This is a genomic window from Paraburkholderia sp. Ac-20340 (genome assembly GCF_017104965.1).
Taxonomy (GTDB): domain Bacteria; phylum Pseudomonadota; class Gammaproteobacteria; order Burkholderiales; family Burkholderiaceae; genus Paraburkholderia.
In genome coordinates this window covers 70,612-91,842 of record NZ_JAAGPR010000017.1, presented here as the reverse complement: position 1 = coordinate 91,842, position 21,231 = coordinate 70,612, and the positions used below count along the sequence as shown (strand labels likewise).

Sequence of the window (21,231 nt, the reverse complement as noted above, 5' to 3'; positions counted from 1 at the left end):
GCATGAGCACGCCCGTCTCGCTCGGCTGCCGCGATATCGTAGTGCGGCGCGCCCACGCCTGCGTGCTCGACGGCGTGAGTTTCGGCGTGCGCGCAGGCGAACTGGTTTCGCTGCTCGGCGTGAATGGCGCGGGCAAGAGCACCTTGCTGCGTGTGCTGCTCGGCCTTCTCGCGCCTGCCGCGGGCGAAGTCGAACTGCATGGCCAGCCGCTGCAGCGTCACGCGCGCCGCACCATCGCGCAGCACGTCGCGTGGGTGCCGCAGCACCACACGCCGCAATTTCCCTATACCGTCGAGCAGATCGTCATGCTCGGGCGCTTGCCGCATCGCGGTCTGATGCGCGCGCCGCGCGCGCAGGATCGCGAGATCGTGGCCGCTGCCATCGACGATATGCAGATCGCGCATCTCGCGCAGCGCGACTACGGCGCGCTTTCGGGCGGCGAGCGTCAACGCGTGATGCTCGCCCGCGCGCTGGCGCAAGGCGCGCGCATCCTGCTGCTCGACGAGCCGTTCGCGGGCCTCGACTATGGCCAGCATCTGCGTCTGCTGGAGCGCCTGGCCGCGCTCGCGGCGAGCGGCTACGCGATCGTCAACACGAATCACCGTCCCGACGACGCCTGCAATCTCTCCACGCGCGTGGCGCTGCTCGACGGCGGCCGCATCGTCGCCGATGGCCCGCCGCGCGAGGTGCTCGATGCGCAGACCGTGAGTGCGCTGTATCGCGCGCCGGTCGAACAGCTCGACATCGACGGTCAGCGCTTTTTCCGCGCGCGCACCGCTTCTACCGTGATTCCAGCCTCCCCACTCCCGCCTTCGAACACCCGATGACCCATCGCCATCCGACGCGCTGCGCCGCTGTTGCGTTCGCAGCCGCGTGCGCTTTTGCAGCGGCGCAGACCGCCCGCGCGCAGAGCACGCCGCCCGCTTCTGCCACGACCAATGCCACGAATAATTCCGCGAACAATTCCACGAACAATTCCGCCGATAAAAATCGGAAAACCGACAAGACGACCACGCTGCCCACGGTCGCCGTCACCGCCAGCGCGAGCGCGGATAGCGCCGATTCCCCGCGCAGCGACACCGCCACGCTCGGTCCGCTCGGCACGCTCAAGCGCGTGGACACGCCCTACACGGTCAACGTGGTGAACCAGGAAGTGATCGCGGATCAGCAACTGAAAAGCATCGCCGATGCGCTGCGCCTGCTGCCTTCGGTGCAAGGCGACGGCGCGCGCCCGCAATCGCGCGGCATTCAGGGCAGCGTGGTGCAGAACAGCCGCATCGACGGGCTCAACGTGGTGTCCACCACCGACTATCCGCTCGAAGAATTCGATCGCATCGAAGTCATGAACGGTCTGGCGGGCGCGCTGTACGGCCCGGCCAATCCGGCGGGCACCTTCAACTTCATCCAGAAGCGTCCCACCGACGACCGCCAGCTCCACTTCACGCTCGGCTACGGCACGCAGACGCGCTTTACGCGCGGCCTCGACGTGTCCGATCGCGTGGGACCGTCCAAGGCCATCGGCTATCGCCTGACGCTGCTCGACGAAACCGGCACCGGTTATACGGACCATAGTTCGCTGCGCCGCCAGCTCGCGAGCGTGGCGTTCGATTTTCATCTCTCGCGCGACACGGTGCTGGAAACGAACTTCAGCCACTATCACTACGTCACCAAGGGCTTTCCGGCGACCTTCGCGCTGGCGAGCGGCGCGCATTTTCCGGCCGCGCTCGATCCCACCAACTCGGTCTGGGGTTCGTCCAACGGCGGCAACGACGACACCACCGACACTGGCTCGCTGCGCCTGAAACACGACTTCTCGCCGAACTGGCATCTGGAAGCGGCCGTGCTGCGCCAGATCGCCGATCGCGAATCGACCACGCCCACCAACACGATCGCCACCGACGGCACCTACAAGACCACGATCTCGACCGCCACCGCGAGCCGCTTCACCATCACGAGCAACCTGCTCTATCTGCGCGGCCATGTCGAAACGGGCAGCGTGCAGCACGACATCAGCCTGGGCACCAGCGGCTTCGTCTGGGACAACTTCAACCCGGTCGCGGGCGGCACCACGACGCTCGGCAGCGCGAGCCTGGCGAATCCGCAATCGTTCGCCGTGACGGGCGCGCCGGATTTCGAGCATCGATATCAATCGGCGCAAAGCACGCAGCAGTCGTTCAACGCCAGCGACAATATCCGCTTCTCGCCGCATTGGTCGGTGCTGCTCGCGGGCAGCCAGAGCTGGCTCTCGACGCACAACTACAACGTCAAGGGCGTGCAGACCAGCGAATCGGCGAATCAAGGCCTTTCCGGCGCGGCGAGCCTGATTTTCAAGCCGCGCGAAAACCAGAGCCTTTACGTCACTTACGCCGATAGCCTCCAGCAAGGCGATACCGCGCCCGCGGGCTCGACCAACGCGGGCAATATTCTCGATCCGTATCGCAGCAAGCAATGGGAAGTGGGCTACAAGCTCGCGCTCGCGCGCATGAATGCTTCGGTTGCGGCGTTCCGTATTACGCGCCCGTACGCCTATACGCTTGCGGACGGCACGTATGGCACGGCGGGCAATCAGGTCAATCGCGGCATCGAGGTGATGCTGGACGGCAACGCCACACGCGATCTCACGGTGTTCGGCGGCTTTACGTGGCTCGATCCGCGCCTGTTCGATACGGGCAACGCGAGCACCGAGGGCAAACGCATCGTCGGCCTGCCCGAGTTCGCGCTCAATGTGCTGATGCAATACCGGATCGAGCAGGTACCTGGCCTCTTCACGAATCTCAACGTGCACTACGTCGGTTCGCGGCCAACCGATAACGCCAATAACTGGTCGGTCGGCTCGTACACGACGCTCGATCTGGGCGTGGGCTATCTCGCCGATATTCTCGATCGCGCCGTCACGTTCCGCCTTTCCGTCGATAACGTCACGAACCGCCATTACTGGACCAATATCGTGCCGGGCGGCCTGAACGGCTACACGGGATCGGGCAACGCCACCGCGTCGCTGGGCGCGCCGCGCACGATCACGGCATCGGTGGAATTCGATCTATGACACTCGCACGATATTCGCGCCTTGTCGCCGCGCTCGCACTGAGCGCGTGCGCGTTCGCCGCGCAGGCGCAGCCGAAAACCCGTATCGCCGATCTCTGGTACGCGCATAACGCCGTGGTCACGATGCTCGGTTCGGCCAGCGACGTGGTCGCCACCGTCGCGCGGCCGCAGGCGCTGCCGTGGATGTTTCGCGTCGCGCCCGCGCTGGCTCACGCGCAAGCCGTTGTGGGCGCAACCGTCAATGCAGAAGATCTGCTGCGCCTGAACGCTGATGTCGTGTTCGCCAGCGCCGGCGACCCGACTCTCGGCGCCATGCGGCGATTGGGGCTGAACGTCGTGCCGGTTGGCTTCGACGACTACGATTCGATGCTCCAATGCATCGACCTCACGGCGCAGACGCTCGACACGCCGCTCGCCCGCGAGCGCGCGCACGACTATCGCGCGTATCTGCAATCGACGCTCAGCGAAACGGCGCAGGCCATCGCCGCGCACGGCGCTGGCACGACGCCGCGCGTGCTCCACGTCGCCTCGCTCGCGCCGCTGAAGGTGGACGGCTCGAACACGATCGTCGATCGCTGGATGCAGGCGGCCGGCGCGCGCAATGCCGCCGATGGTCTGCGCGGCAATCTCAAGCCGGTGTCGATCGAGCAGGTGCTTGCGTGGCATCCCGATGTGGTGATTCTCGCGGCCAATGCGGGTTCGATCGAAACGACACCGCAACGCGCGCTCTGGCAAACGCTCGACGCCGTGCGCAACGGCCACGTCTATCGCAACCCGACGGGCGTGTTTCCCTGGGACCGCTACGGCCCCGAAGCCGCGCTCGAAGTACGCTGGGCCGCGCGCACGCTGCACCCGGAAGCGTTCGCGGGCGAACCGGCGGGATCGATGCTCGCGCAGACGCAGCAGTTTTATCGACGCTTCTATGGCTACGCGCTTTCGAGCGGCGAAGCGCAGACGATGCTCAACGGCGCAAACTGAAGGCACGAAGGTGGCGCGCGACGCAGGCTGGGTTGGACACTCCCTGTACAATCCAGCCTACAAGTTCCCTTCAATCGTTCCCTCGCGGACACGTGCAGCCCCCCATTCTCCCGCCAGACGCGCCTTTTGAGGCGCGTCGGCGTTTCTGCTCGCGCCGCGCGGACTTCTCGCAAGCCACGTTTCAATGCCGGATATCGAATGCGCGCAGCCCGTGCGCGCGACTCATCGTAAAGAACATTGGGCGGCCGTCTGGTCGCTCGCGCTCGGCTCGTTTGCCAGCGTCACCACGGAATTTCTGCCCGTCGGCGTCTTGCCCGATGTCGCCCGCAGCTTCGGCATTTCGGATGGCCAGGCCGGCCTGATGATGACCTCGCCCGCGCTGTTCGCCGCCGTGGCCGCGCCCGGCGTGATGATCGCGGCGGGCAGAATCGACCGCCGCCGCGTGCTCATCGCGCTTTCTGTGCTCCTGCTGGCGGCCTGCCTGATCGCGGCGTTTTCGCGCAACTTCGCGGTGCTGCTGGTGAGCCGCGCGATGGTGGGCGCGAGTCTCGGCGCCTTCTGGTCGCTGGGCATGGCCGTGGTGGGGCGGCTCGTCGCTCCGGCGCATGTGCATCGCGCGGCCGGCACGATCTTCGGCGGCGCGGCGCTGGCGATGATCGTGGGCCTGCCATTCGGCACCTTCCTCGCGAGCCTCTTTAGCTGGCGCGGCGCGTTTATCGGCGCGGGCGTGCTGGCGAGCGCCGCGTTGATCGCACAGATCGTCGTGCTGCCTTCGCTGCCCGCGCAAACGGCTTTGCGCCTGAGCGGTTTTGCGGCGTTCGCGCGGCGGCGCGAAGCGCAGTTGAGCCTCGCGCTCACCTTGCTGGTGTTCACGACGCACTTCGGCGCTTATACGTATTTGATGCCGCTGCTGATACAGGCGGGTGTATCCGGCGAAACCGGCACGTGGGTGCTGCTGGCTTATGGCTTTTGCGCGCTGGTCGCGAATTACGCAGCCGGGAATTACGTCGGGCGCGCGCTCGTGCCGGCGATGCTCGGCAATATCGTGCTGCTGGCCGTGGTGCTCGCGCTGCTGCCTGCGCTGGATCACGCGCGCGTGACCGTGCTCGCGGGCGTGATGGTGTGGGGCATCGCGTGGGGCGCGTTGCCCTTGTGCCTGAACGTCTGGCATCGGCGTGGGCCGGATGGCGAAACCGAGGCCGCCGCTGCGCTGTTCACGCTCGCGACGCAGGTGGCGATTGCGCTGGGTTCGGTGCTAGGCGGCGTGGTGGTCGATCACCAGAGCGTAGGCGCGGATTTCCGCTACTGCGCGCTGATCGGCTTCGTGGCCGCCGCGCTGGTGTTGCGCGCCCGCAAGCGCCAGCAGCGCGCCGCATCGGCGAAATAAAGCGCAATAAAAAAAGGCGGCCGGACCCGAGTCCGCCGCCTTGATCGAAACCGGGTGCGCGCGATGCGCGCTCGACTCAATGCATCGAGTGCAGGTACAGATACAGCATCGATGCCGCCACACCGCCCAGCAGCGGCCCGACGACGGGAATCCACGCATAGCGCCAGTCGCTGTCGCGCTTGCCCGGAATCGGCAGCAGCGCATGCATGATGCGCGGCGACAGATCGCGCGCGGGGCTCATCGCATAGCCCGTGGGACCGCCCAGCGAAATGCCGATACCGAGCACCAGCAGGCCGACCGGCAACGCATCGAGCGCCCCCAGACCGACTTGCGGCGCCGCCAGATACAGCACGCCGAGAATCAGCACAAAGGTGCAGATCGCTTCGGTAATGACATTGTGGCGCACGCAACGAATCGCCGGGCCCGTGCAGAACACCGCGAGCTTGAGGTCCGCATCCTCTTCGTTAGCAAAGTGCTGACGATAGGCGAGCCACACGAGAAACGCGCCCGCCATGCCGCCGAGCATCTGCGCGGCGATATAACCGCCCACTTTCGACCACGCGAATTTGCCCGCCAGCGCAAGGCTGATGGTGACGATCGGGTTCAGATGCGCGCCGCTATACGAAGCGGTCACGTAGACGGCCACGAACACGGCCATCGCCCAGCCCATCACGATGACGATCAGGTCCGCGCCGCGGCCCTTGGTTTTGGCGAGCAGCACGTTGGCGACCGCGCCGTTGCCTAGCAGCACGAGAATCGCTGTGCCGATGAATTCTGCAATATAGGGTGACATGATAGTTGTCTCACTTATTGTCAAGCGGGCGCACAGGTCCGATCCTCCGGCCCCGTCGCCCGCTGTTATTGTGTGTGAATGATTGAGTTGGGATGCCCTGTTTCTACAGCGGTGCTTCTACTGCCTGAAAGCGTTAATGCGAGCCTTACTTCGTATCGTCGGCCCAGGCCTTCGCGGCGCGCACCGCACGCTGCCAGCCCGCACGGCAGGCGTCGACCTGCGAAGCCGCCATCGCCGGCTTGAATCGCTGATCCACATGCCACTGGCTTTGCAGTTCGTCGACGCTGCCCCAGTAGCCAATTGCCAGACCCGCCAGATACGCCGCGCCCAGCGCGGTCGTTTCGGTGATCTGCGGACGCACCGCATCCACGCCCAGCAGATCGGCCTGGAACTGCATCAGCAGATTGTTCGCGCTCGCGCCGCCGTCCACGCGCAGTTCGCCCACGCTGATGCCGGAGTCCGCTTCCATGGCCGCCAGCACGTCCAGCGACTGATACGCGATCGAATCGAGCGCCGCGCGGGCCACGTGCGCCGAACTCGTGCCGCGCGTCACCCCAAACAGCGAACCGCGTGCACGCGCATTCCAATGCGGCGCGCCCAGACCCGCGAAGGCGGGCACGAGATAGACGCCGTCCGTGTGCGGGACGCTGGCGGCCAGCGCTTCGATTTCCGACGCGCTCTTGATGATGCCCATGCCGTCGCGCAGCCACTGCACCACCGCGCCTGCGATAAAGATGCTGCCTTCGAGCGCGTAATTGACCTGATCGCCGATCTGCCAGGCGATCGTCGTCACGAGGTTGTTTTTCGACTCGATGGGCTTGTCGCCCGTGTTCATCATCAGGAAACAGCCCGTGCCGTAGGTGTTCTTCACCATGCCGGTGCCCGTGCACATCTGGCCGAACAGCGCGGCCTGCTGATCGCCCGCAATACCGGCGAGCGGAATCTTCGATGCGAACACCGTGGTCTTGGTCGGGCCATACACTTCGGATGACGAACGAACTTCCGGAAGCATGCTGCGCGGAATATCGAGCGCTTCGAGCAGCTCGTTGTCCCACTGGCGCGTGTGGATATTGAACAGCATCGTGCGCGACGCGTTGGTCACATCGGTGACGTGCAGTTCGTGCTTGGTGAAGTTCCACACCAGCCAGCTATCGACCGTGCCGAACGCAAGCTTGCCCTGACGCGCCTTTTCGCGCGCGCCTTCGACGTTGTCGAGAATCCAGCGGATCTTGGTGCCCGAGAAATACGAATCGATCGGCAGACCGGTCTTCGCACGCACTTTCTCTTCGAGACCTTGCGCCTTGAGTTGATCGCAGAAGTCGGCCGTGCGGCGGTCCTGCCAGACGATGGCGTTATAGATCGGATGACCGGTTTCGCGGTCCCACACGATGGTGGTTTCGCGCTGGTTCGTGATACCGATTGCGGCGATATTGGTGCCGTTCAGGCCCGCGCGCGTGACGGCTTCGGCGGCCACACCGGCCTGCGTCGACCAGATTTCCTGCGGGTCATGCTCGACCCAGCCCGGACGCGGATAAATCTGCTCGAACTCTTTCTGCGCCGTCGAAACGATACGGCCCTGGCGGTCGAACAGCATCGCGCGCGAACTGGTGGTGCCCTGGTCGAGCGCGAGAATGTATTGTTGATCCTGCATGTCTCTTATCTCCATCCGAATGTAGATGTGATTCGGTAATTGTGATTCGCGCCACGCTCCAACGAATCGAACCCATGAAACACGGCGCGCAATGCCTGACGACTGCTTCGACTGCCGTTAATGCTTCTAATGCCTTCAATGCGGCACGGCAGTGCGGGCATGACTCGCGGCGAACCACGATTCCAGCGCGGCCGTGACGGCCTCCAGCGTGCCCGGCGTCACATGCAGGCCGAGCTTCGAGCGGCGCCACAGCACATCCTCGGCGCAGGTTGCCCATTCGGTATCGCGCAGATAGCGCAATTCGGCCTCGTAGATGCCAGGTGCGATCTGCGTGCCCAGTTCATCGAGCGACTTCGCGGTGCCGATCAGACGCCCGGCCCGCGTGCCGTAAGCGCGTGCATAGCGCTGCGCGAGCGGCGCGGGCAGCCAGGCAAAGCGCTTCGCGAAGCTCTGCGCGAACGTGTCGAAACGCGCATCGGCGATATCGCCGCCCGGCAGCGGCTTGCCTGCGGTCCACGCGGGAGCGTTGCTGCCCAGCACGCGGGCAAGCATGTCGCCGGCCTCTTCCGCGAGCTTGCGGAAGGTCGTGATCTTGCCGCCGAACACGGAAAGCAGCGGCGCGCCGTCGGTGTCGTCGAGTTCGAGACGATAGTCGCGCGTCACCGCCGAAGCGTTCTTCGCGCCCTCTTCCTCGAGCAGCGGACGCACGCCCGAATAGGTCCAGTGCACGTCGGAGGGCGAGATCTTACGCTTGAAATAGCGATTGATCGACTCGCAGAGATAACGCGTTTCGTCGCCGTCGATCGCGACCTTGGCCGGATCGTTGCGATATTCCACGTCGGTCGTGCCGATCAGCGTGAAATCGTGCTCGTAGGGAATCGCGAAAATAATGCGCTTGTCGGGATTCTGGAAGATGTAGGCGTGGTCGTGCTCGAACAGACGCTTCGTGACGATATGGCTGCCTTTCACGAGGCGCACGCTATGTTGCGCGCCGCTGCCCAGCGCGCCGTGCAGCACGTCGCCCACCCACGGACCAGCCGCATTGGCAATCGCGCGGGCGCGCACTTCGAAGCTCGTGCCGTCGGTGCGGCGCAGCGTCGCCTGCCATTCGCTTTCGCCGCTCGCGCTCTTCACGCGCTGGGCGGCAATCAGTTGGGTGCGCGTGAGAATGCGCGCGCCGCGCTCCTGCGCATCGAGCGCATTGAGCACGACGAGGCGCGCATCGTTGACCCAGCCATCGGAATAGACGAAACCGCGGCGGATCGAGTCGATCAGCGGTTTGCCCGCTTCGTGACGGCGCATGTCGATACCGCGCGAGCCGGGCAGCAGTTCGCGCTTCGCGAGGTGATCGTAGAGAAAGAGGCCAATGCGGATGAGCCACGCCGGACGCAGGTTCGGCATATGCGGCATCACGAAGCGCAGCGGCCACATGATGTGCGGCGCGGAGCGCAGCAGCGTTTCGCGCTCCTGCAGCGCCTTACGCACGAGACCGAACTCGTGGTACTCGAGATAGCGCAGCCCGCCGTGAATCAGCTTGGTGCTGGCCGACGAGGTATGCGAAGCCAGATCGTCCTGTTCGCAAAGGAGCACGGACAGCCCGCGCCCGGCTGCATCGCGCGCAATACCCGCGCCGTTGATCCCGCCGCCCACGACGAGCAGATCGTACCGATTCTCTTGAGTCACCTGCGTTTCCTGTTGGTTGAACTCGCAGACAATCCCTTGATCGGGCCCCATGCAAGTCCAGATGCGAACCAGAAATGTTCGAATTCGAAATTTAACGAACAAATTCGAAAAAGTAAAGTTCGTGCGGGCGGAATCGGGGGAAAGTGTGAAGAAATCAGAAAATTGGGGGAAATAGCGCAGAAAAACTGGGGTTTTCCCGGGGGATAGCATCAAACGAACCCGCTACCGCGCGAACGAAGCGCGTCGTTAGCTCGCTGTTAGAAACGGAAACGAACATGAAAAATGTTCGAATTCGATTCGTACGATGTTCGTTTTGAGGTTCGCTTGAACGTTCGCTGAATGTTCGTTCGCCGTCGGCGGGCGCGGACGCTTACTCGGCGGGGAAATCGGCGGGCTCGATTGCAGACTCATGCATCGGCGTGAGGAAGCTGGGGCGCGCTTTGAGCCAGAGACCGAATTCGCGCATGACTTCGACGACCGGCAGCAGGCGCGTGCCGTCTTCGGTCAGTCGATATTCGACTTTCGGCGGGACTTCCGGGTAGACAGTGCGCAGCACCAGCCCGGCGTCTTCGAGCGCGCGCAGGTCGAGCGTGAGCATGCGCTGCGAGATGCCGGGCATGTCGCGGCGCAGATCGTTAAAGCGCTTCGGACCGTCGAGCAGATACGAAACCAGCAGCAGACGCCAGCGCCCGCCGAGCAGCCGCATGGCCTCTTCGATCGAGCAACCGGTTGCGCTCTGCTTCATTGCGCGACGTACACCGCCGTGCCGGCCTGGGCGATGGTTTCGTCCATATCGGCGGGCAGCGGTTTGTCGGTAAACAGCGCGTGGATCTGGTTCAGATGCCCCTGGCGAACCAGCGCGGGCCGGCCGAATTTCGAATGATCGGTGACGAGATAGACGGTGCGCGCATGCTGGATGATCGCCTCGGCCACGCGCACTTCGCGCGTGTCGAAGTCGCGCAACGTGCCATCGGTTTCAATCGCCGAGGTGCCGATGATCGCGTAATCCACCTTGAATTGCCGGATGAAATCGATCGTCAACTCGCCCACGATGCCTTTGTCCCAGGGCCGCACGATGCCGCCGGTGATCAGCACTTCGCATTCGGGATAGCCGCTCATCATGCTCGCGACGTTCAGATTGTTCGTGATGACGCGCAGGCCGCGATGGCGATTGAGCGCGCGCGCAACTTCCTCGGTGGTGGTGCCGAGGTTGATGAACAGCGATGCCTGATCGGGAATATGCGAAGCCGCGAGCGCGCCGATGCGGCGCTTCTCGTCGTGGAACATCTGCTGGCGCGCGCTGTACGAGACGTTTTCGGCGCTGGTGGGCAGGCTTGCGCCGCCGTGATAGCGGCGCAGCAGATTCATGTCGGAGAGCCAGTTGACGTCGCGGCGGATGGTCTGCGGCGTCACGTCGAAGTGCGCGGCGAGATCGTCGACGGTCACGAAGCCGTCACGCTGCACCCATTCGAGCAGCTCCTGCTGGCGCGCGTTGAGGGTGAGGCGGGGGTCTCGGGTCATGGTCTCGTCGATGGTTTGTGGTGGTGGCCGCCTATTGTAAAGGCTCGCGCGCGCGACGTTGCCCGCTATATCAGAACCCCCGCAAAGCAACTGACGAATCCGACTTTGGGGCTTACGCGCGCGCCGCTAAGATCGCCGCTCCAACAAACAAAAGCACTAGAACAACGACGATGAGATACCCGGCCGCCCTTCAGCAGCTCGCCAAAGCTGTTCGCCCCACCCCACGCACGCTTCCACATTTACGCCTTGCCGCAGCAGCCGTCGCGGGCGCGCTCGCACTCGGCGCATGCGGCGGCTCCGATTCCGTCACCTCGCAGGCGAGCGCCGCCGCCTCGACGCACAAGCAGCCCAACATCCTCTACATCATGGCCGACGATCTCGGCTACTCGGATATCCATGCGTTCGGCGGCGAAATCAACACGCCCAATCTCGACGCGCTGGTCGCGTCGGGCCGCATTCTGACGAATCACCATGCGGGCACGGTCTGCGCGATCACGCGTTCGATGCTGATTTCGGGCACCGATCACCATCTCGTGGGCGAAGGCACGATGGGCGTGCCCACCGATGAGCGCAAAGGTCTGCCCGGCTACGAGGGCTATCTGAACGATCGCGCGCTTTCGGTAGCGCAACTGCTCAAGGACGCGGGCTATCACACCTACATGGCGGGCAAGTGGCATCTGGGCTCGGGCATCGTGGGCAGCACGTCGGGCAGCGGCCAGACGCCGGATCAATGGGGCTTCGAACACAGCTACGCGCTGCTCGGCGGCGCGGCTACGAATCACTTCGCGCACGAACTCGCGGGCTCGCAGAACTACACCGAAGACGGCCAGTACGTGCAGCCCGGACAACCGGGCCAGCCCGGCGGCACGGGCGGCAATCCCGCGGTGTTCTACTCGACCAACTTCTATACGCAGAAGCTGATTGCGTATATCGACTCGCACAAGGGCGACGGCAAACCCTTCTTCGCCTACGCGGCCTATACCTCGCCGCACTGGCCGCTGCAGGTGCCGGACCCTTGGCTGCACAAATACACGGGCGTCTACGATGCCGGCTACGACGCGATCCGCAACGCGCGCATCGCGCGGCAAAAAGCGCTCGGTCTGATTCCCGCCGATTTCCAGCCGAACCCGGGTCTTGCCGAAACGCTCACGCGATCGGCCGCGACGGCGAACAACGGCACGGCCAGCGCGAAATACATCAGCGCGGTGCATCCGGCATCGGACGGCTACGTCGATTACGGCCAGGGCAACGTCGACAAGCTCTGGGCCAGCCTCTCGCCTGCCGAACGCAAGGCTCAGGCGCGCTACATGGAAATCTACGCAGGCATGGTGGAGAACCTGGATTACAACATCGGACTCCTGATTCAACACCTGAAGGACATCGGCGAATACGACAACACCTTCATCATGTTCCAGTCGGATAACGGCGCGGAAGGCTGGCCGATCGATTCGGGCGCCGATCCCACCGCCACCGACACCGCCAATTCGCAGGACCCGACCTACACCGCGCTCGGCACCGACAACGGCAAACAGAGCGCACAACGTCTGCAATACGGCCTGCGCTGGGCCGAAGTGAGCGCCGCGCCGTTCCGCTACACCAAGGGCTATTCGGCCGAAGGCGGCGTGTCCGTGCCGACCATCGCGCATCTGCCGGGACAGACCACGCAGGCGGCGACGCTGCGCGTGTTCACGCACGTCACCGACGACACGGCGACCTTCCTCGATGTCGCGGGCGTCACGCCGCCTTCGACGCCCGCACCCGCGCTGATCAACGCGCTCACCGGCGTCGATCAGAACAAGGGCAAGGTGGTCTACAACAATCGCTATGTGTATCCGGTGACGGGCAAATCGCTGCTGCCGCTGCTCGAAGGCACCAGCACGGCCGAAGTCCACACGGCCGCATTCGGCGACGAATCCTATGGCCGCGCCTATCTGCGCAGCGCCGACGGCCGCTGGAAAGCGCTCTGGACCGAACCGCCGCTCGGGCCCGCCGACGGTCACTGGCAGCTCTATGACATCGCGTCCGATCGCGGCGAAGTCAACGATGTGTCGACGCAAAACCCGTCCGTGATCCAGTCGCTCATCCAGCAATGGAACGACTACATGACGAGCGTGGGCGGCGTCGAACCGCTGCAGCCGCACGGCTATTACTGAGGACCGGCGATGCGCTTCTGGCTCACCGGCACGGCGTTCGGCGCCGCGATTTTTGCGGCGGCCTTCGCCATGACGTACGAATCGCAGGCGAGCGCGCGCAGCGCGCCGGGTGCGGCATTCGACACGCTCAACCAGGGCCGCCCGCTCGCCTCGCTCGGCAGCGAGCGGCAATGCGAACGCTATAGCGGCCTGCCCGCGCGCTGGCGCGACGATCCGAAAGCGGGCATGGTGCATCTGCACGGCGGCGCCTTCGTGTTCGGAAGCACGCGCGGTTATCCGGACGAACGCCCGGACAGCGGCGGCGGCACCACGCGCGTCGCGGGCTTCTGGATCGATCAGCATGACGTCACGATCGCGCAGTTCGCGACCTTCGTCGCCGCCACAGGTTACGTGACGGAAGCCGAAAAGCAGCACGGCGCGGCGGTCTTTCACGAACCCACGCGCGAGGAAATGAACGCGCGCGATCTGGCGTGGTGGTCGTGGGTCGACGGCGCGTCGTGGCGGCATCCGCAAGGACCGGCCAGCAATGTCGATGGCAAGGGCAATCTGCCGGTCACGCTCGTCACGCTGCACGACGCGCTCGCCTACGCGCGCTGGCTGGGCCGCGATCTGCCGACCGAAGCCGAATGGGAATATGCGGGCAAAGCCGGCCACAACGACGCGAGCCTCGACGCCGCGCCCGTGGACGCGGGCGGCAAGCCCGCCGCGAACTACTGGCAAGGCGTGTTTCCCGTGCTGAACACCGCCGAAGACGGCCACGCCGGACTCGCGCCCGTGGGCTGCTACGCGGCCAACGACTTCCGCCTGTACGACATGATCGGCAACGCGTGGGAGTGGACCAGGGACGTCTACAGCGGCCCGCATCAATCGCACACGAACGGCGATACCGCCGCCGTCGCGCCGGCTTCGCGCCGACACGACACCGCGATGGTCATCAAAGGCGGCTCATTCCTGTGCTCGCGCGATTACTGCGTGCGCTATCGCGCTTCGTCGCGCGAACAGCAGGAAGCGGATCTTGCGGCTTCGCATATTGGCTTTCGCACCGTGGCGAGGGACCCGGCATGAGGCGCGTTTTCGCCTTGTTGGCGGCGATATGTTCTTTTACATCGGCGCTGGCTCACGCGGATGTCGCCACTTCGGTTGCGCCCACAACGATTCGTGTAGGCGTGACGCCGGGCACGCACGCGCAAATCATGAACGAGGTCAAACGCGTGGCGGCCGCGCGCGGCCTGCCGCTCGACGTCGTGGTGTTCGACGACGCCGCACGCATCGACGCGGCGCTTGCGGCTGGCCGCATCGACGTCGCCAGTTTCGAGGACGCCAAGCGCCTCGAGCAGACCTGCGCCGCGCACGGCTACGCGCTCACCAGCGTGGCGCCCACCGTCAACTTGCCGATGGCGCTGTATTCGCGCCGATTGCGCAGCCTCGCGCAGTTGCGCCCGGGTGCGACCATTGCGATTCCCGCCGATGCGCCGGGCACGTCGCGCGCGCTCGTGCTGCTGCAAAACGATACGCTCGTGACGTTTCGCGACAGCGCCGGGCTGCACGCCACGACGCGCGATATCACCGGAAACCGGCTGCATCTGAAGATCGTCGCCGTGCCGCGCGAGCGGCTTTTCAAGGCGCTCGATTCCGCGGATCTCGTCGCCATCGCAAGCGAAGATGCGGCGCGCGCGGGCCTCTTTCCGGCGCGCGACAGCATCAGCTACGAGGACGCCCGCTCGCCTTACGCCGATGTGCTCGCCGTGCGCGACGCCGATCGTTCGGCGCGCTGGGTCAGTACGCTGATCGCCGCGTATCACTCCGACGATGTCGCGCATTTCATCCTCACGCGCTACGACGATTCCGTGCGGCGGCCATGGTAGCGCGCGCCTGGTCGCTCGCCTGCAACGCCTGCGGCAAATGCTGTGACAGCCCGCCTGCGCTAACGCTGCGCGAGTGGTTCGCTCGGCGCTCGGTGTTTATCGGCAGTCTTGCGATCGAGCGCGTCGCGCGCCGCCGCGTGGGCGAGCGTCTGGTCGCACAAGGCGTGGCGCGCGTGCTCGATGCGCAGGACGTGGCGGAACACGATGCGCTCGCCGATGCGCTGTTTCATCGCCTGGGCGCGCGTGACGCGGGCTGGATTTCGATCACGCTGCAAGGCTACGATTATCCGTCTGCCGCGCGCTGTCCGGCGCTCGCGCACGATGGCCGCTGCACCTTGCATGAAACGGGCAAGCCCGGGCGCTGCGAAGCGGTGCCGCTCGATCCGCTTGTCCCCGACCGATGGCAGGCGGTGACGCTGGGCGCGCGACGCGAAAGCGTGCGTGCGCTTGGCGCCGATTGCATTCGCGAAGGGTTGCAAGTAGAGGCGACGCCCTTGATCGATGGAGCGCGCGTGATCGACACTCGTGCGATCGAACGCGAACGCGCGGCGCTGATTTTCGAGCGCAAATTGTGGCGTGACGCTGTGGCCGCGGCGCTGCTTGCTTCGCCGGGTGCTTTGCTGGCGCTTGCGCCCGGCGCACGTCTGACTATCGCGCCGGTGCCTGCGTTGCTGGCTGTGGCGCGGGTTTCGGGCGCGTGTCGTCAGGCTTGCGTCGATGTGATCGGCGAGCAGCGTCGGTTGATCGAGTCGAGCGTCGCCGCGGCACTCGCCCGGCGACGCTCCGATGAACGCGCGTTTACGCAGGAATTGCGCGGTTTCGCGCTGGCGCATGCGCGGGCATTCGACGAATTGGCGCGTTTGCCGGCCGCGGCGATGTCACAGGATCAGGACTTCGCGCGTGAGGTGGAAGGCTGGCTTGGCGGATGAAAATATTCGCGTTGCAGCGCCTCCAGCACACGTGCCAGCACGTCCGTCCAGTCGCCACGCGTACGCTGCGTAAAAATCCGCATGCCGGGATACCACGGACTGTCTTCGCGATTGCGCAACCATCGCCAGCAACCGGCATAACGGTTCAGCAACCAGACACGCTTGCCCATGGCCGCGGCCAGATGCGCGACCGACGTATCGACAGAAATCACGAGATCCAATCCTGCGATGAGGGCGGCGGTATCGGCGAAGTCGTCCACTTCGTCCATCCAGTCGATCACTTGGGGGAATCGCGCGTGCGGGAGCTGCTTTTGTGCGCTTTCAGGCTTCTGGAGACTCAACCATTGGGCGTGTGGCCAGTTCAATAGAGGCGCTATCGCAGCGGCGTCAAGACTGCGCCGCCGATCGAGGACGGTTCCCGAATGACCGCCCGCCCAGACCAGCCCGATACACGGCCGTCCATTGGAATGTTGCGCGCGCATGCGTGTTGCCCATTGATGCGCGAGTTGCGGGTGCGCGTGCAAGTACGGCACGGTCGCCGGAATCGTGTCCCGTTGCGTATTGAAAGCCAGCGGCAATGACAGCATCGGGGCGTAATAGTCCCAATGCTGCAGATTAGTTGGCGTTTCGTCGAGAAGTTCGAGATTCGGGTTATCCGCGCTGAGTGAATCGTTCAATAGACGACGCAACGGCCGCGGGCACACGAAGCTGACATGACTGAAACGCGCGAGTGTCATCGGAAGGTAGCGGCAAAATTGCAGCATGTCGCCGAGGCCTTGTTCGCTCAGTACCAGCAGACGTTTTTTCCCTTTGAAGGCTTCACCCAGCCAACGCGGTATCGGCAAATCCGCAGGTTTAATCGCGACCGGGCCGTTCGCTATTTGATAAGCCGCCCAGCGGTCTTCGCAATACCGCCATCCTTCAGTGAAATTTCCGGCAGCAAGCAAAGAGTGTCCGAGATTGCTGCGCGCTGCGTGATTGTGCGGGTCAAGCTCGATTGCTTCGCGCAGAACGGCGATTGCCTCGTCTAGATTTCCAAGCGCGTTAAGACACGCGCTCAGGTTGTTTCTCGCCTCGGAATGTGTGGCGTCCACGGATATGGCGAGCCGATAGACGTCAGCCGCTTGCTGCAACTGATCGTCCGCCTGCAGCGCAACGCCAAGGTTGTATAGAAGCGTCACGATGAGTTCCTGAGAACAAAGGTCGTACATCGCGAGACCGGGGCTTCAGAAAGCCTGGTTGCGGACAACCGTATCCTCGCCGAGTAAAAAACTTGATTATCCTCAAAAAAACATAGCTTGAATTTGCGGTCTCTTTTGTTGCGCAATAATATTGCGCAAATAAATCTGCGAATCGAGTGCAAATAACAGTTAAATCCTATATGACCGAAAAATCAATTCACGTACACGTCGCGTCGCCAGTCTATAACGATCAGTGCTACGGCTCATACACTAACTCGCTGCTGGATTTGCAAGGCAAGCTTCTTCGAGCAGGGCATGAGTTTTCCTTCAACTGGTCGAAGAATATCAGCCGCATCGCCAAAGCTCGCAACCTGTTATTCAATCACTTCCTGCTAGATCAATCCGCCACACATTTATTGTTCGTCGATTCGGATATCGTCTTCAAGGCACCCGACGTAATGAAAATGCTGGAATACGATCACGACATCATGGTCGCGCTTTACTCCAGAAAGACAATAAACTGGGAACTCGTTATCAAAGCCGTAAAGAATAATCCTGATTTGACACCCGGGACGTTGCCACTGCTTACGGCCACTTTTGGAACCTTTAATCCGTTACCGGGCAACTACACGGTTAAGGTTGACGAACCGCTGCCAATCGCAGCAGGAGGGACTGGGCTGATGCTGATTCGCCGCGGCGTGTTCACAAAGATGATCGACGCCTATCCTGAACTTATGGAACCGGTCAGCCCGCTCGAAGCGCCGTATTTCCCCGGCATCGCCCGTCTCTCTGCGCTCTTCAATGAAATAACCTTGCCGGATGGCGTCACGCTGGGTGAGGACATTTCCTTCTGCAAAAGATGGCGAGATATTGGAGGGGAAATCTTCGGCTGTCCGTGGGTCAAGACTTCACACCTGGGTACTTACGAATATACCTCGGACATTCGCTCGATCGCCGAGCAGGCACTTTTTGACTAGCTGGCCCGTTTCCGGTCGCCACCAGACAAACCTGGCGCTAACAACAACGACATCAAATGACCGAAGGGTTTCCCCTTCGGTCAGGACTAGCACCCTTCTATGTATTCAAGGGACCGTCAACAGAATCAATCAGTGATAAGACGACGCGAGAAGCGGCGACATATCCGTCCGCACCTGCGTGGCGCCTGACGACGTGACGGCACCGTCGCTGCCAGCATATGACGCCATCGCTGATACAAGCTGGGTAACCTGAAGACTCGTGCCATCTACACTGGACCGCACGTTGGAGATGGAGACGGTATTGCCATTGGCAAACCCCAATGTGGCCATGCCGTTTTTCACGCTCAAGCTCGCAGGTTGATCCCAATAGATCTGTCCATTGGCCGACTCTGTGAGCATGACGCCAGACGCGTTTTGAATGGTCTGGGCGCCAGCGTTGGCGTCGAACGAAATCGAGTTATTGATACCAGCAAGATTCAGCGTATTGCCACCGGCGCCCAGCTTGATGCTGTTGCTATTGCCGTTAACTTGCGACGAAGCACCGTTCAACGATACCGAGGCGTTGTTGGCATCAATAATGTCCGATGTGCCAGAAAGCGTCAGCGAAGCGCCACTCAGGACATTGAAAGTCGAATTGCTCATTGTCACGCTTACGCTGCCGGAAGCCGTGTACGCAGACGTGCCTTGATACGGCGTGATGCCGGTATCCATCACATTCCAGGTAAGCGAGCCAGCATCCTGATCGTATTCGATCTGCGAGCCCGAACTTACGCCGGACACCAGCGCAACGTTGCCGTTGCCGAGCTGGATCGTCAGCACACCGCTCGACAAGGCCGCACTGCCCGGCACCACGCTTCCCGTCAGCACCACTCCGCCGCTGTTGCTGTCCGTCACCGTTCCGGTTGCCGTCACCACTTCAAACGTGCCGTCGGTATTCATCGTCACCGAGTTGTTCGATCCGTTCAGATTGAGGATCGGATTCCAGTTTGCGACCGAAGTGGCCGAAATAGTGTTTCCGCTTCCGCTTAGCGTCGTCGTCCCCTTCCACAGGTGGATTTCGTCGTTATTTGCATAGAGCCTTGCGCCCGTTTCGGCCACGTTAATGTAGTCACCACCTTGGGTCGCGTAGATCTTTGCGTTCGTGCCATTCGACGACACAGCACCGTTCGCGCCTATCGTGATCGTATTACCATCGCCCCATTCCGTGGCCGATGCTCCCTCCCCTCCAACGGTCTCCGAATTACCGGTGCCAGTCTCGGACACGCGAGCCCCATTGGTTCCACCTGCGGAGATCTGGTTGTTATTGCCGTTGACCGACGCGCCTTGCGAACCATTTTCCAGCATCACCATATTCGACGAACCGGTAACGCTCAGCGATGCCCCGCTGAATACATCGAATGACGCATTGCTCATCGTGGCGCTCACGCCAGCGGTTACTTCATACATATCACCCACGACTTTGATGTTCGAATCGGTCAGCGTCGTCCACGTCGCCTTGCCTGCTGCATCGATATATTCGATCTGCGAGCCCGAACTCACGCCGGACACCAGCGCAACGTTGCCGTTGCCGAGCTGGATCGTCAGCACACCGCTCGACAAGGCCGCACTGCCCGGCACCACGCTTCCCGTCAGCACCACTCCGCCGCTGTTGCTGTCCGTCACCGTTCCGGTTGCCGTCACCACTTCAAACGTGCCGTCGGTATTCATCGTCACCGAGTTGTTCGATCCGTTCAGATTGAGGATCGGATTCCAGTTTGCGACCGAAGTGGCCGAAATAGTGTTTCCGCTTCCGCTTAGCGTCGTCGTCCCCTTCCACAGGTGGATTTCGTCGTTATTTGCATAGAGCCTTGCGCCCGTTTCGGCCACGTTAATGTAGTCACCACCTTGGGTCGCGTAGATCTTTGCGTTCGTGCCATTCGACGACACAGCACCGTTCGCGCCTATCGTGATCGTATTACCATCGCCCCATTCCGTGGCCGATGCTCCCTCCCCTCCAACGGTCTCCGAATTACCGGTGCCAGTCTCGGACACGCGAGCCCCATTGGTTCCACCTGCGGAGATCTGGTTGTTATTGCCGTTGACCGACGCGCCTTGCGAACCATTTTCCAGCATCACCATATTCGACGAACCGGTAACGCTCAGCGATGCCCCGCTGAATACATCGAATGACGCATTGCTCATCGTGGCGCTCACGCCAGCGGTTACTTCATACATATCACCCACGACTTTGATGTTCGAATCGGTCAGCGTCGTCCACGTCGCCTTGCCTGCTGCATCGATATATTCGATCTGCGAGCCCGAACTCACGCCGGACACCAGCGCAACGTTGCCGTTGCCGAGCTGGATCGTCAGCACTCCGCCCGACAACGACGCACTGCCCGGCACCACGCTTCCCGTCAGCACCACTCCGCCGCTATTGCTGTCCGTCACCGTTCCGGTTGCCGTCACCACTTCAAACGTGCCGCCGGTATTCATCGTCACCGAGTTGTTCGATCCGTTCAGATCGAGGATCGGATTCCAGTTTGCGACCGAAGTAGCCGAGATGGTGTTCCCGTTTCCGTTTAGCGTCGTCGTCCCCTTCCACAGGTGGATTTCGTCGTTATTTGCATAGAGCATTCCGCCAGTTTCGGCCACGTTAATGTAGTCACCACCTTGGGTCGCGTAGATCTTTGCGTTCGTGCCATTCGACGACACAAAACCGTTCGCACCTATTGTGATCGTATTACCATCGCCCCATTCCGTGGCCGATGCTCCCTCGCCTCCAACGGTCTCCGAATTACCCGTGCCAGTCTCGGACACGCCAACCCCATTGATTCCAGCCGCGGAGATCTGGTTGTTATTGCCGTTGACCGACGCGCCTTGCGAACCGTTTTCCAGCGTCACCATATTCGACGAACCGGTAACGCTCAGCGATGCCCCGTTGAATACATCGAATGTCGCGTTATCGATGCTGAGAGCGACGTTAGGTTGCGTGACATCATATACAGAGGTACTCATTAGAATTCCTATATTAAATGAAGACAAATTTGCCGAATCAACTACCCGGATTCGACCCAACGGAGACCGCA

At 62.8% G+C, this 21,231-nt stretch carries 16 protein-coding genes; 9 read left to right on the top strand and 7 right to left on the bottom strand.

All coding sequences use genetic code 11. The annotated features are described in order from the left end of the window. Positions 1-2: 2 nt before the first annotated feature. The 4 genes from G3N59_RS20940 (at position 3) to G3N59_RS20925 (ending at position 5,410) form a co-directional block, all read left to right on the top strand. Positions 3-827: an ABC transporter ATP-binding protein gene (locus tag G3N59_RS20940; protein ID WP_205984538.1), complete on the top strand. Its 825-nt coding sequence runs from the start codon at positions 3-5 to the stop codon at positions 825-827. Then, positions 824-3,046 carry a TonB-dependent siderophore receptor gene (locus G3N59_RS20935; RefSeq protein WP_205984537.1) on the top strand — a complete coding sequence of 741 codons (2,223 nt, stop codon included), beginning with the start codon at positions 824-826 and terminating at the stop codon, positions 3,044-3,046. Before G3N59_RS20940 ends, G3N59_RS20935 begins: the two co-directional genes overlap by 4 nt. Next, a complete protein-coding gene (locus tag G3N59_RS20930) occupies positions 3,043-4,023 on the top strand; it encodes an ABC transporter substrate-binding protein (RefSeq protein ID WP_205984536.1) in 981 nt (326 codons plus the stop codon). The genes G3N59_RS20935 and G3N59_RS20930 overlap by 4 nt, the downstream gene beginning before the upstream one ends. Positions 4,024-4,207: 184 nt before the next feature. Beyond that, positions 4,208-5,410, top strand: coding sequence for an MFS transporter (locus G3N59_RS20925; protein WP_205984535.1), 1,203 nt, complete (start codon positions 4,208-4,210; stop codon positions 5,408-5,410). Positions 5,411-5,486: 76 nt separating this feature from the next. Here the strand turns inward: G3N59_RS20925 and G3N59_RS20920 are convergent, their stop codons facing one another. The 5 genes from G3N59_RS20920 to G3N59_RS20900 form a co-directional block, all read right to left on the bottom strand. Continuing rightward, positions 5,487-6,203 carry an MIP/aquaporin family protein gene (locus tag G3N59_RS20920; protein ID WP_205984534.1) on the bottom strand — a complete coding sequence of 239 codons (717 nt, stop codon included), beginning with the start codon at positions 6,201-6,203 and terminating at the stop codon, positions 5,487-5,489. A 145-nt stretch (positions 6,204-6,348) separates the two neighbouring features. Next, positions 6,349-7,854, bottom strand: coding sequence for a glycerol kinase GlpK (gene glpK, locus G3N59_RS20915; RefSeq protein WP_205984533.1), 1,506 nt, complete (start codon positions 7,852-7,854; stop codon positions 6,349-6,351). A 135-nt stretch (positions 7,855-7,989) separates the two neighbouring features. Further along, the gene (gene glpD / locus G3N59_RS20910; protein ID WP_205984532.1) at positions 7,990-9,537 is read right to left on the bottom strand and encodes a glycerol-3-phosphate dehydrogenase; all 1,548 of its coding nucleotides are present in this window, start codon (positions 9,535-9,537) and stop codon (positions 7,990-7,992) included. A 370-nt stretch (positions 9,538-9,907) separates the two neighbouring features. Further along, entirely contained in the window at positions 9,908-10,282 is a 375-nt protein-coding gene (locus tag G3N59_RS20905; RefSeq protein WP_205984531.1) for a helix-turn-helix domain-containing protein, read from the bottom strand. Then, positions 10,279-11,058: a DeoR/GlpR family DNA-binding transcription regulator gene (locus G3N59_RS20900; protein ID WP_205984530.1), complete on the bottom strand. Its 780-nt coding sequence runs from the start codon at positions 11,056-11,058 to the stop codon at positions 10,279-10,281. The genes G3N59_RS20905 and G3N59_RS20900 overlap by 4 nt, the downstream gene beginning before the upstream one ends. Positions 11,059-11,228: 170 nt before the next feature. On the opposite strand from G3N59_RS20900, the gene G3N59_RS20895 reads away from it, so the two are divergent. From G3N59_RS20895 to G3N59_RS20880, 4 genes are read left to right on the top strand one after another with little or no spacing between them, the layout of a single operon-like run. Continuing rightward, positions 11,229-13,211, top strand: a complete 1,983-nt coding sequence (locus G3N59_RS20895; protein WP_205984529.1) for an arylsulfatase — start codon at positions 11,229-11,231, stop codon at positions 13,209-13,211. A gap of 9 nt (positions 13,212-13,220) precedes the next feature. After that, positions 13,221-14,276 carry a formylglycine-generating enzyme family protein gene (locus G3N59_RS20890; protein WP_205984528.1) on the top strand — a complete coding sequence of 352 codons (1,056 nt, stop codon included), beginning with the start codon at positions 13,221-13,223 and terminating at the stop codon, positions 14,274-14,276. Continuing rightward, positions 14,273-15,076: a MetQ/NlpA family lipoprotein gene (locus tag G3N59_RS20885; RefSeq protein ID WP_205984527.1), complete on the top strand. Its 804-nt coding sequence runs from the start codon at positions 14,273-14,275 to the stop codon at positions 15,074-15,076. Before G3N59_RS20890 ends, G3N59_RS20885 begins: the two co-directional genes overlap by 4 nt. Further along, a complete protein-coding gene (locus G3N59_RS20880; RefSeq protein WP_205984526.1) occupies positions 15,070-16,005 on the top strand; it encodes a flagellin N-methylase in 936 nt (311 codons plus the stop codon). The genes G3N59_RS20885 and G3N59_RS20880 overlap by 7 nt, the downstream gene beginning before the upstream one ends. Here G3N59_RS20880 and G3N59_RS20875 read toward each other — a convergent pair. Next, on the bottom strand, positions 15,963-17,186 hold the full coding sequence (locus G3N59_RS20875) for a tetratricopeptide repeat protein (RefSeq protein WP_205984525.1): 1,224 nt from the start codon (positions 17,184-17,186) through the stop codon (positions 15,963-15,965). The genes G3N59_RS20880 and G3N59_RS20875 overlap by 43 nt on opposite strands. 200 nt (positions 17,187-17,386) lie before the next feature. On the opposite strand from G3N59_RS20875, the gene G3N59_RS20870 reads away from it, so the two are divergent. Next, positions 17,387-18,163, top strand: coding sequence for a hypothetical protein (locus tag G3N59_RS20870; RefSeq protein WP_205984524.1), 777 nt, complete (start codon positions 17,387-17,389; stop codon positions 18,161-18,163). Between the two features lie 129 nt (positions 18,164-18,292). Here the strand turns inward: G3N59_RS20870 and G3N59_RS20865 are convergent, their stop codons facing one another. Next, the gene (locus G3N59_RS20865; RefSeq protein WP_205984523.1) at positions 18,293-21,160 is read right to left on the bottom strand and encodes a hypothetical protein; all 2,868 of its coding nucleotides are present in this window, start codon (positions 21,158-21,160) and stop codon (positions 18,293-18,295) included. Positions 21,161-21,231 lie beyond the last annotated feature (71 nt).

Bases quoted from the DNA above. Each gene is read 5' to 3' on its own strand.
- G3N59_RS20885 (WP_205984527.1), top strand. From the start codon at position 14,273: ATGAGGCGCGTTTTCGCCTTGTTGGCGGCGATATGTTCTTTTACATCG.
- G3N59_RS20905 (WP_205984531.1), bottom strand. From the start codon at position 10,282: ATGAAGCAGAGCGCAACCGGTTGCTCGATCGAAGAGGCCATGCGGCTG.
- G3N59_RS20920 (WP_205984534.1), bottom strand. From the start codon at position 6,203: ATGTCACCCTATATTGCAGAATTCATCGGCACAGCGATTCTCGTGCTG.
- G3N59_RS20900 (WP_205984530.1), bottom strand. From the start codon at position 11,058: ATGACCCGAGACCCCCGCCTCACCCTCAACGCGCGCCAGCAGGAGCTG.
- G3N59_RS20895 (WP_205984529.1), top strand. From the start codon at position 11,229: ATGAGATACCCGGCCGCCCTTCAGCAGCTCGCCAAAGCTGTTCGCCCC.
- G3N59_RS20880 (WP_205984526.1), top strand. From the start codon at position 15,070: ATGGTAGCGCGCGCCTGGTCGCTCGCCTGCAACGCCTGCGGCAAATGC.
- G3N59_RS20940 (WP_205984538.1), top strand. From the start codon at position 3: ATGAGCACGCCCGTCTCGCTCGGCTGCCGCGATATCGTAGTGCGGCGC.
- glpK (WP_205984533.1), bottom strand. From the start codon at position 7,854: ATGCAGGATCAACAATACATTCTCGCGCTCGACCAGGGCACCACCAGT.
- G3N59_RS20890 (WP_205984528.1), top strand. From the start codon at position 13,221: ATGCGCTTCTGGCTCACCGGCACGGCGTTCGGCGCCGCGATTTTTGCG.
- G3N59_RS20870 (WP_205984524.1), top strand. From the start codon at position 17,387: ATGACCGAAAAATCAATTCACGTACACGTCGCGTCGCCAGTCTATAAC.
- G3N59_RS20925 (WP_205984535.1), top strand. From the start codon at position 4,208: ATGCCGGATATCGAATGCGCGCAGCCCGTGCGCGCGACTCATCGTAAA.
- G3N59_RS20935 (WP_205984537.1), top strand. From the start codon at position 824: ATGACCCATCGCCATCCGACGCGCTGCGCCGCTGTTGCGTTCGCAGCC.
- G3N59_RS20930 (WP_205984536.1), top strand. From the start codon at position 3,043: ATGACACTCGCACGATATTCGCGCCTTGTCGCCGCGCTCGCACTGAGC.
- G3N59_RS20865 (WP_205984523.1), bottom strand. From the start codon at position 21,160: ATGAGTACCTCTGTATATGATGTCACGCAACCTAACGTCGCTCTCAGC.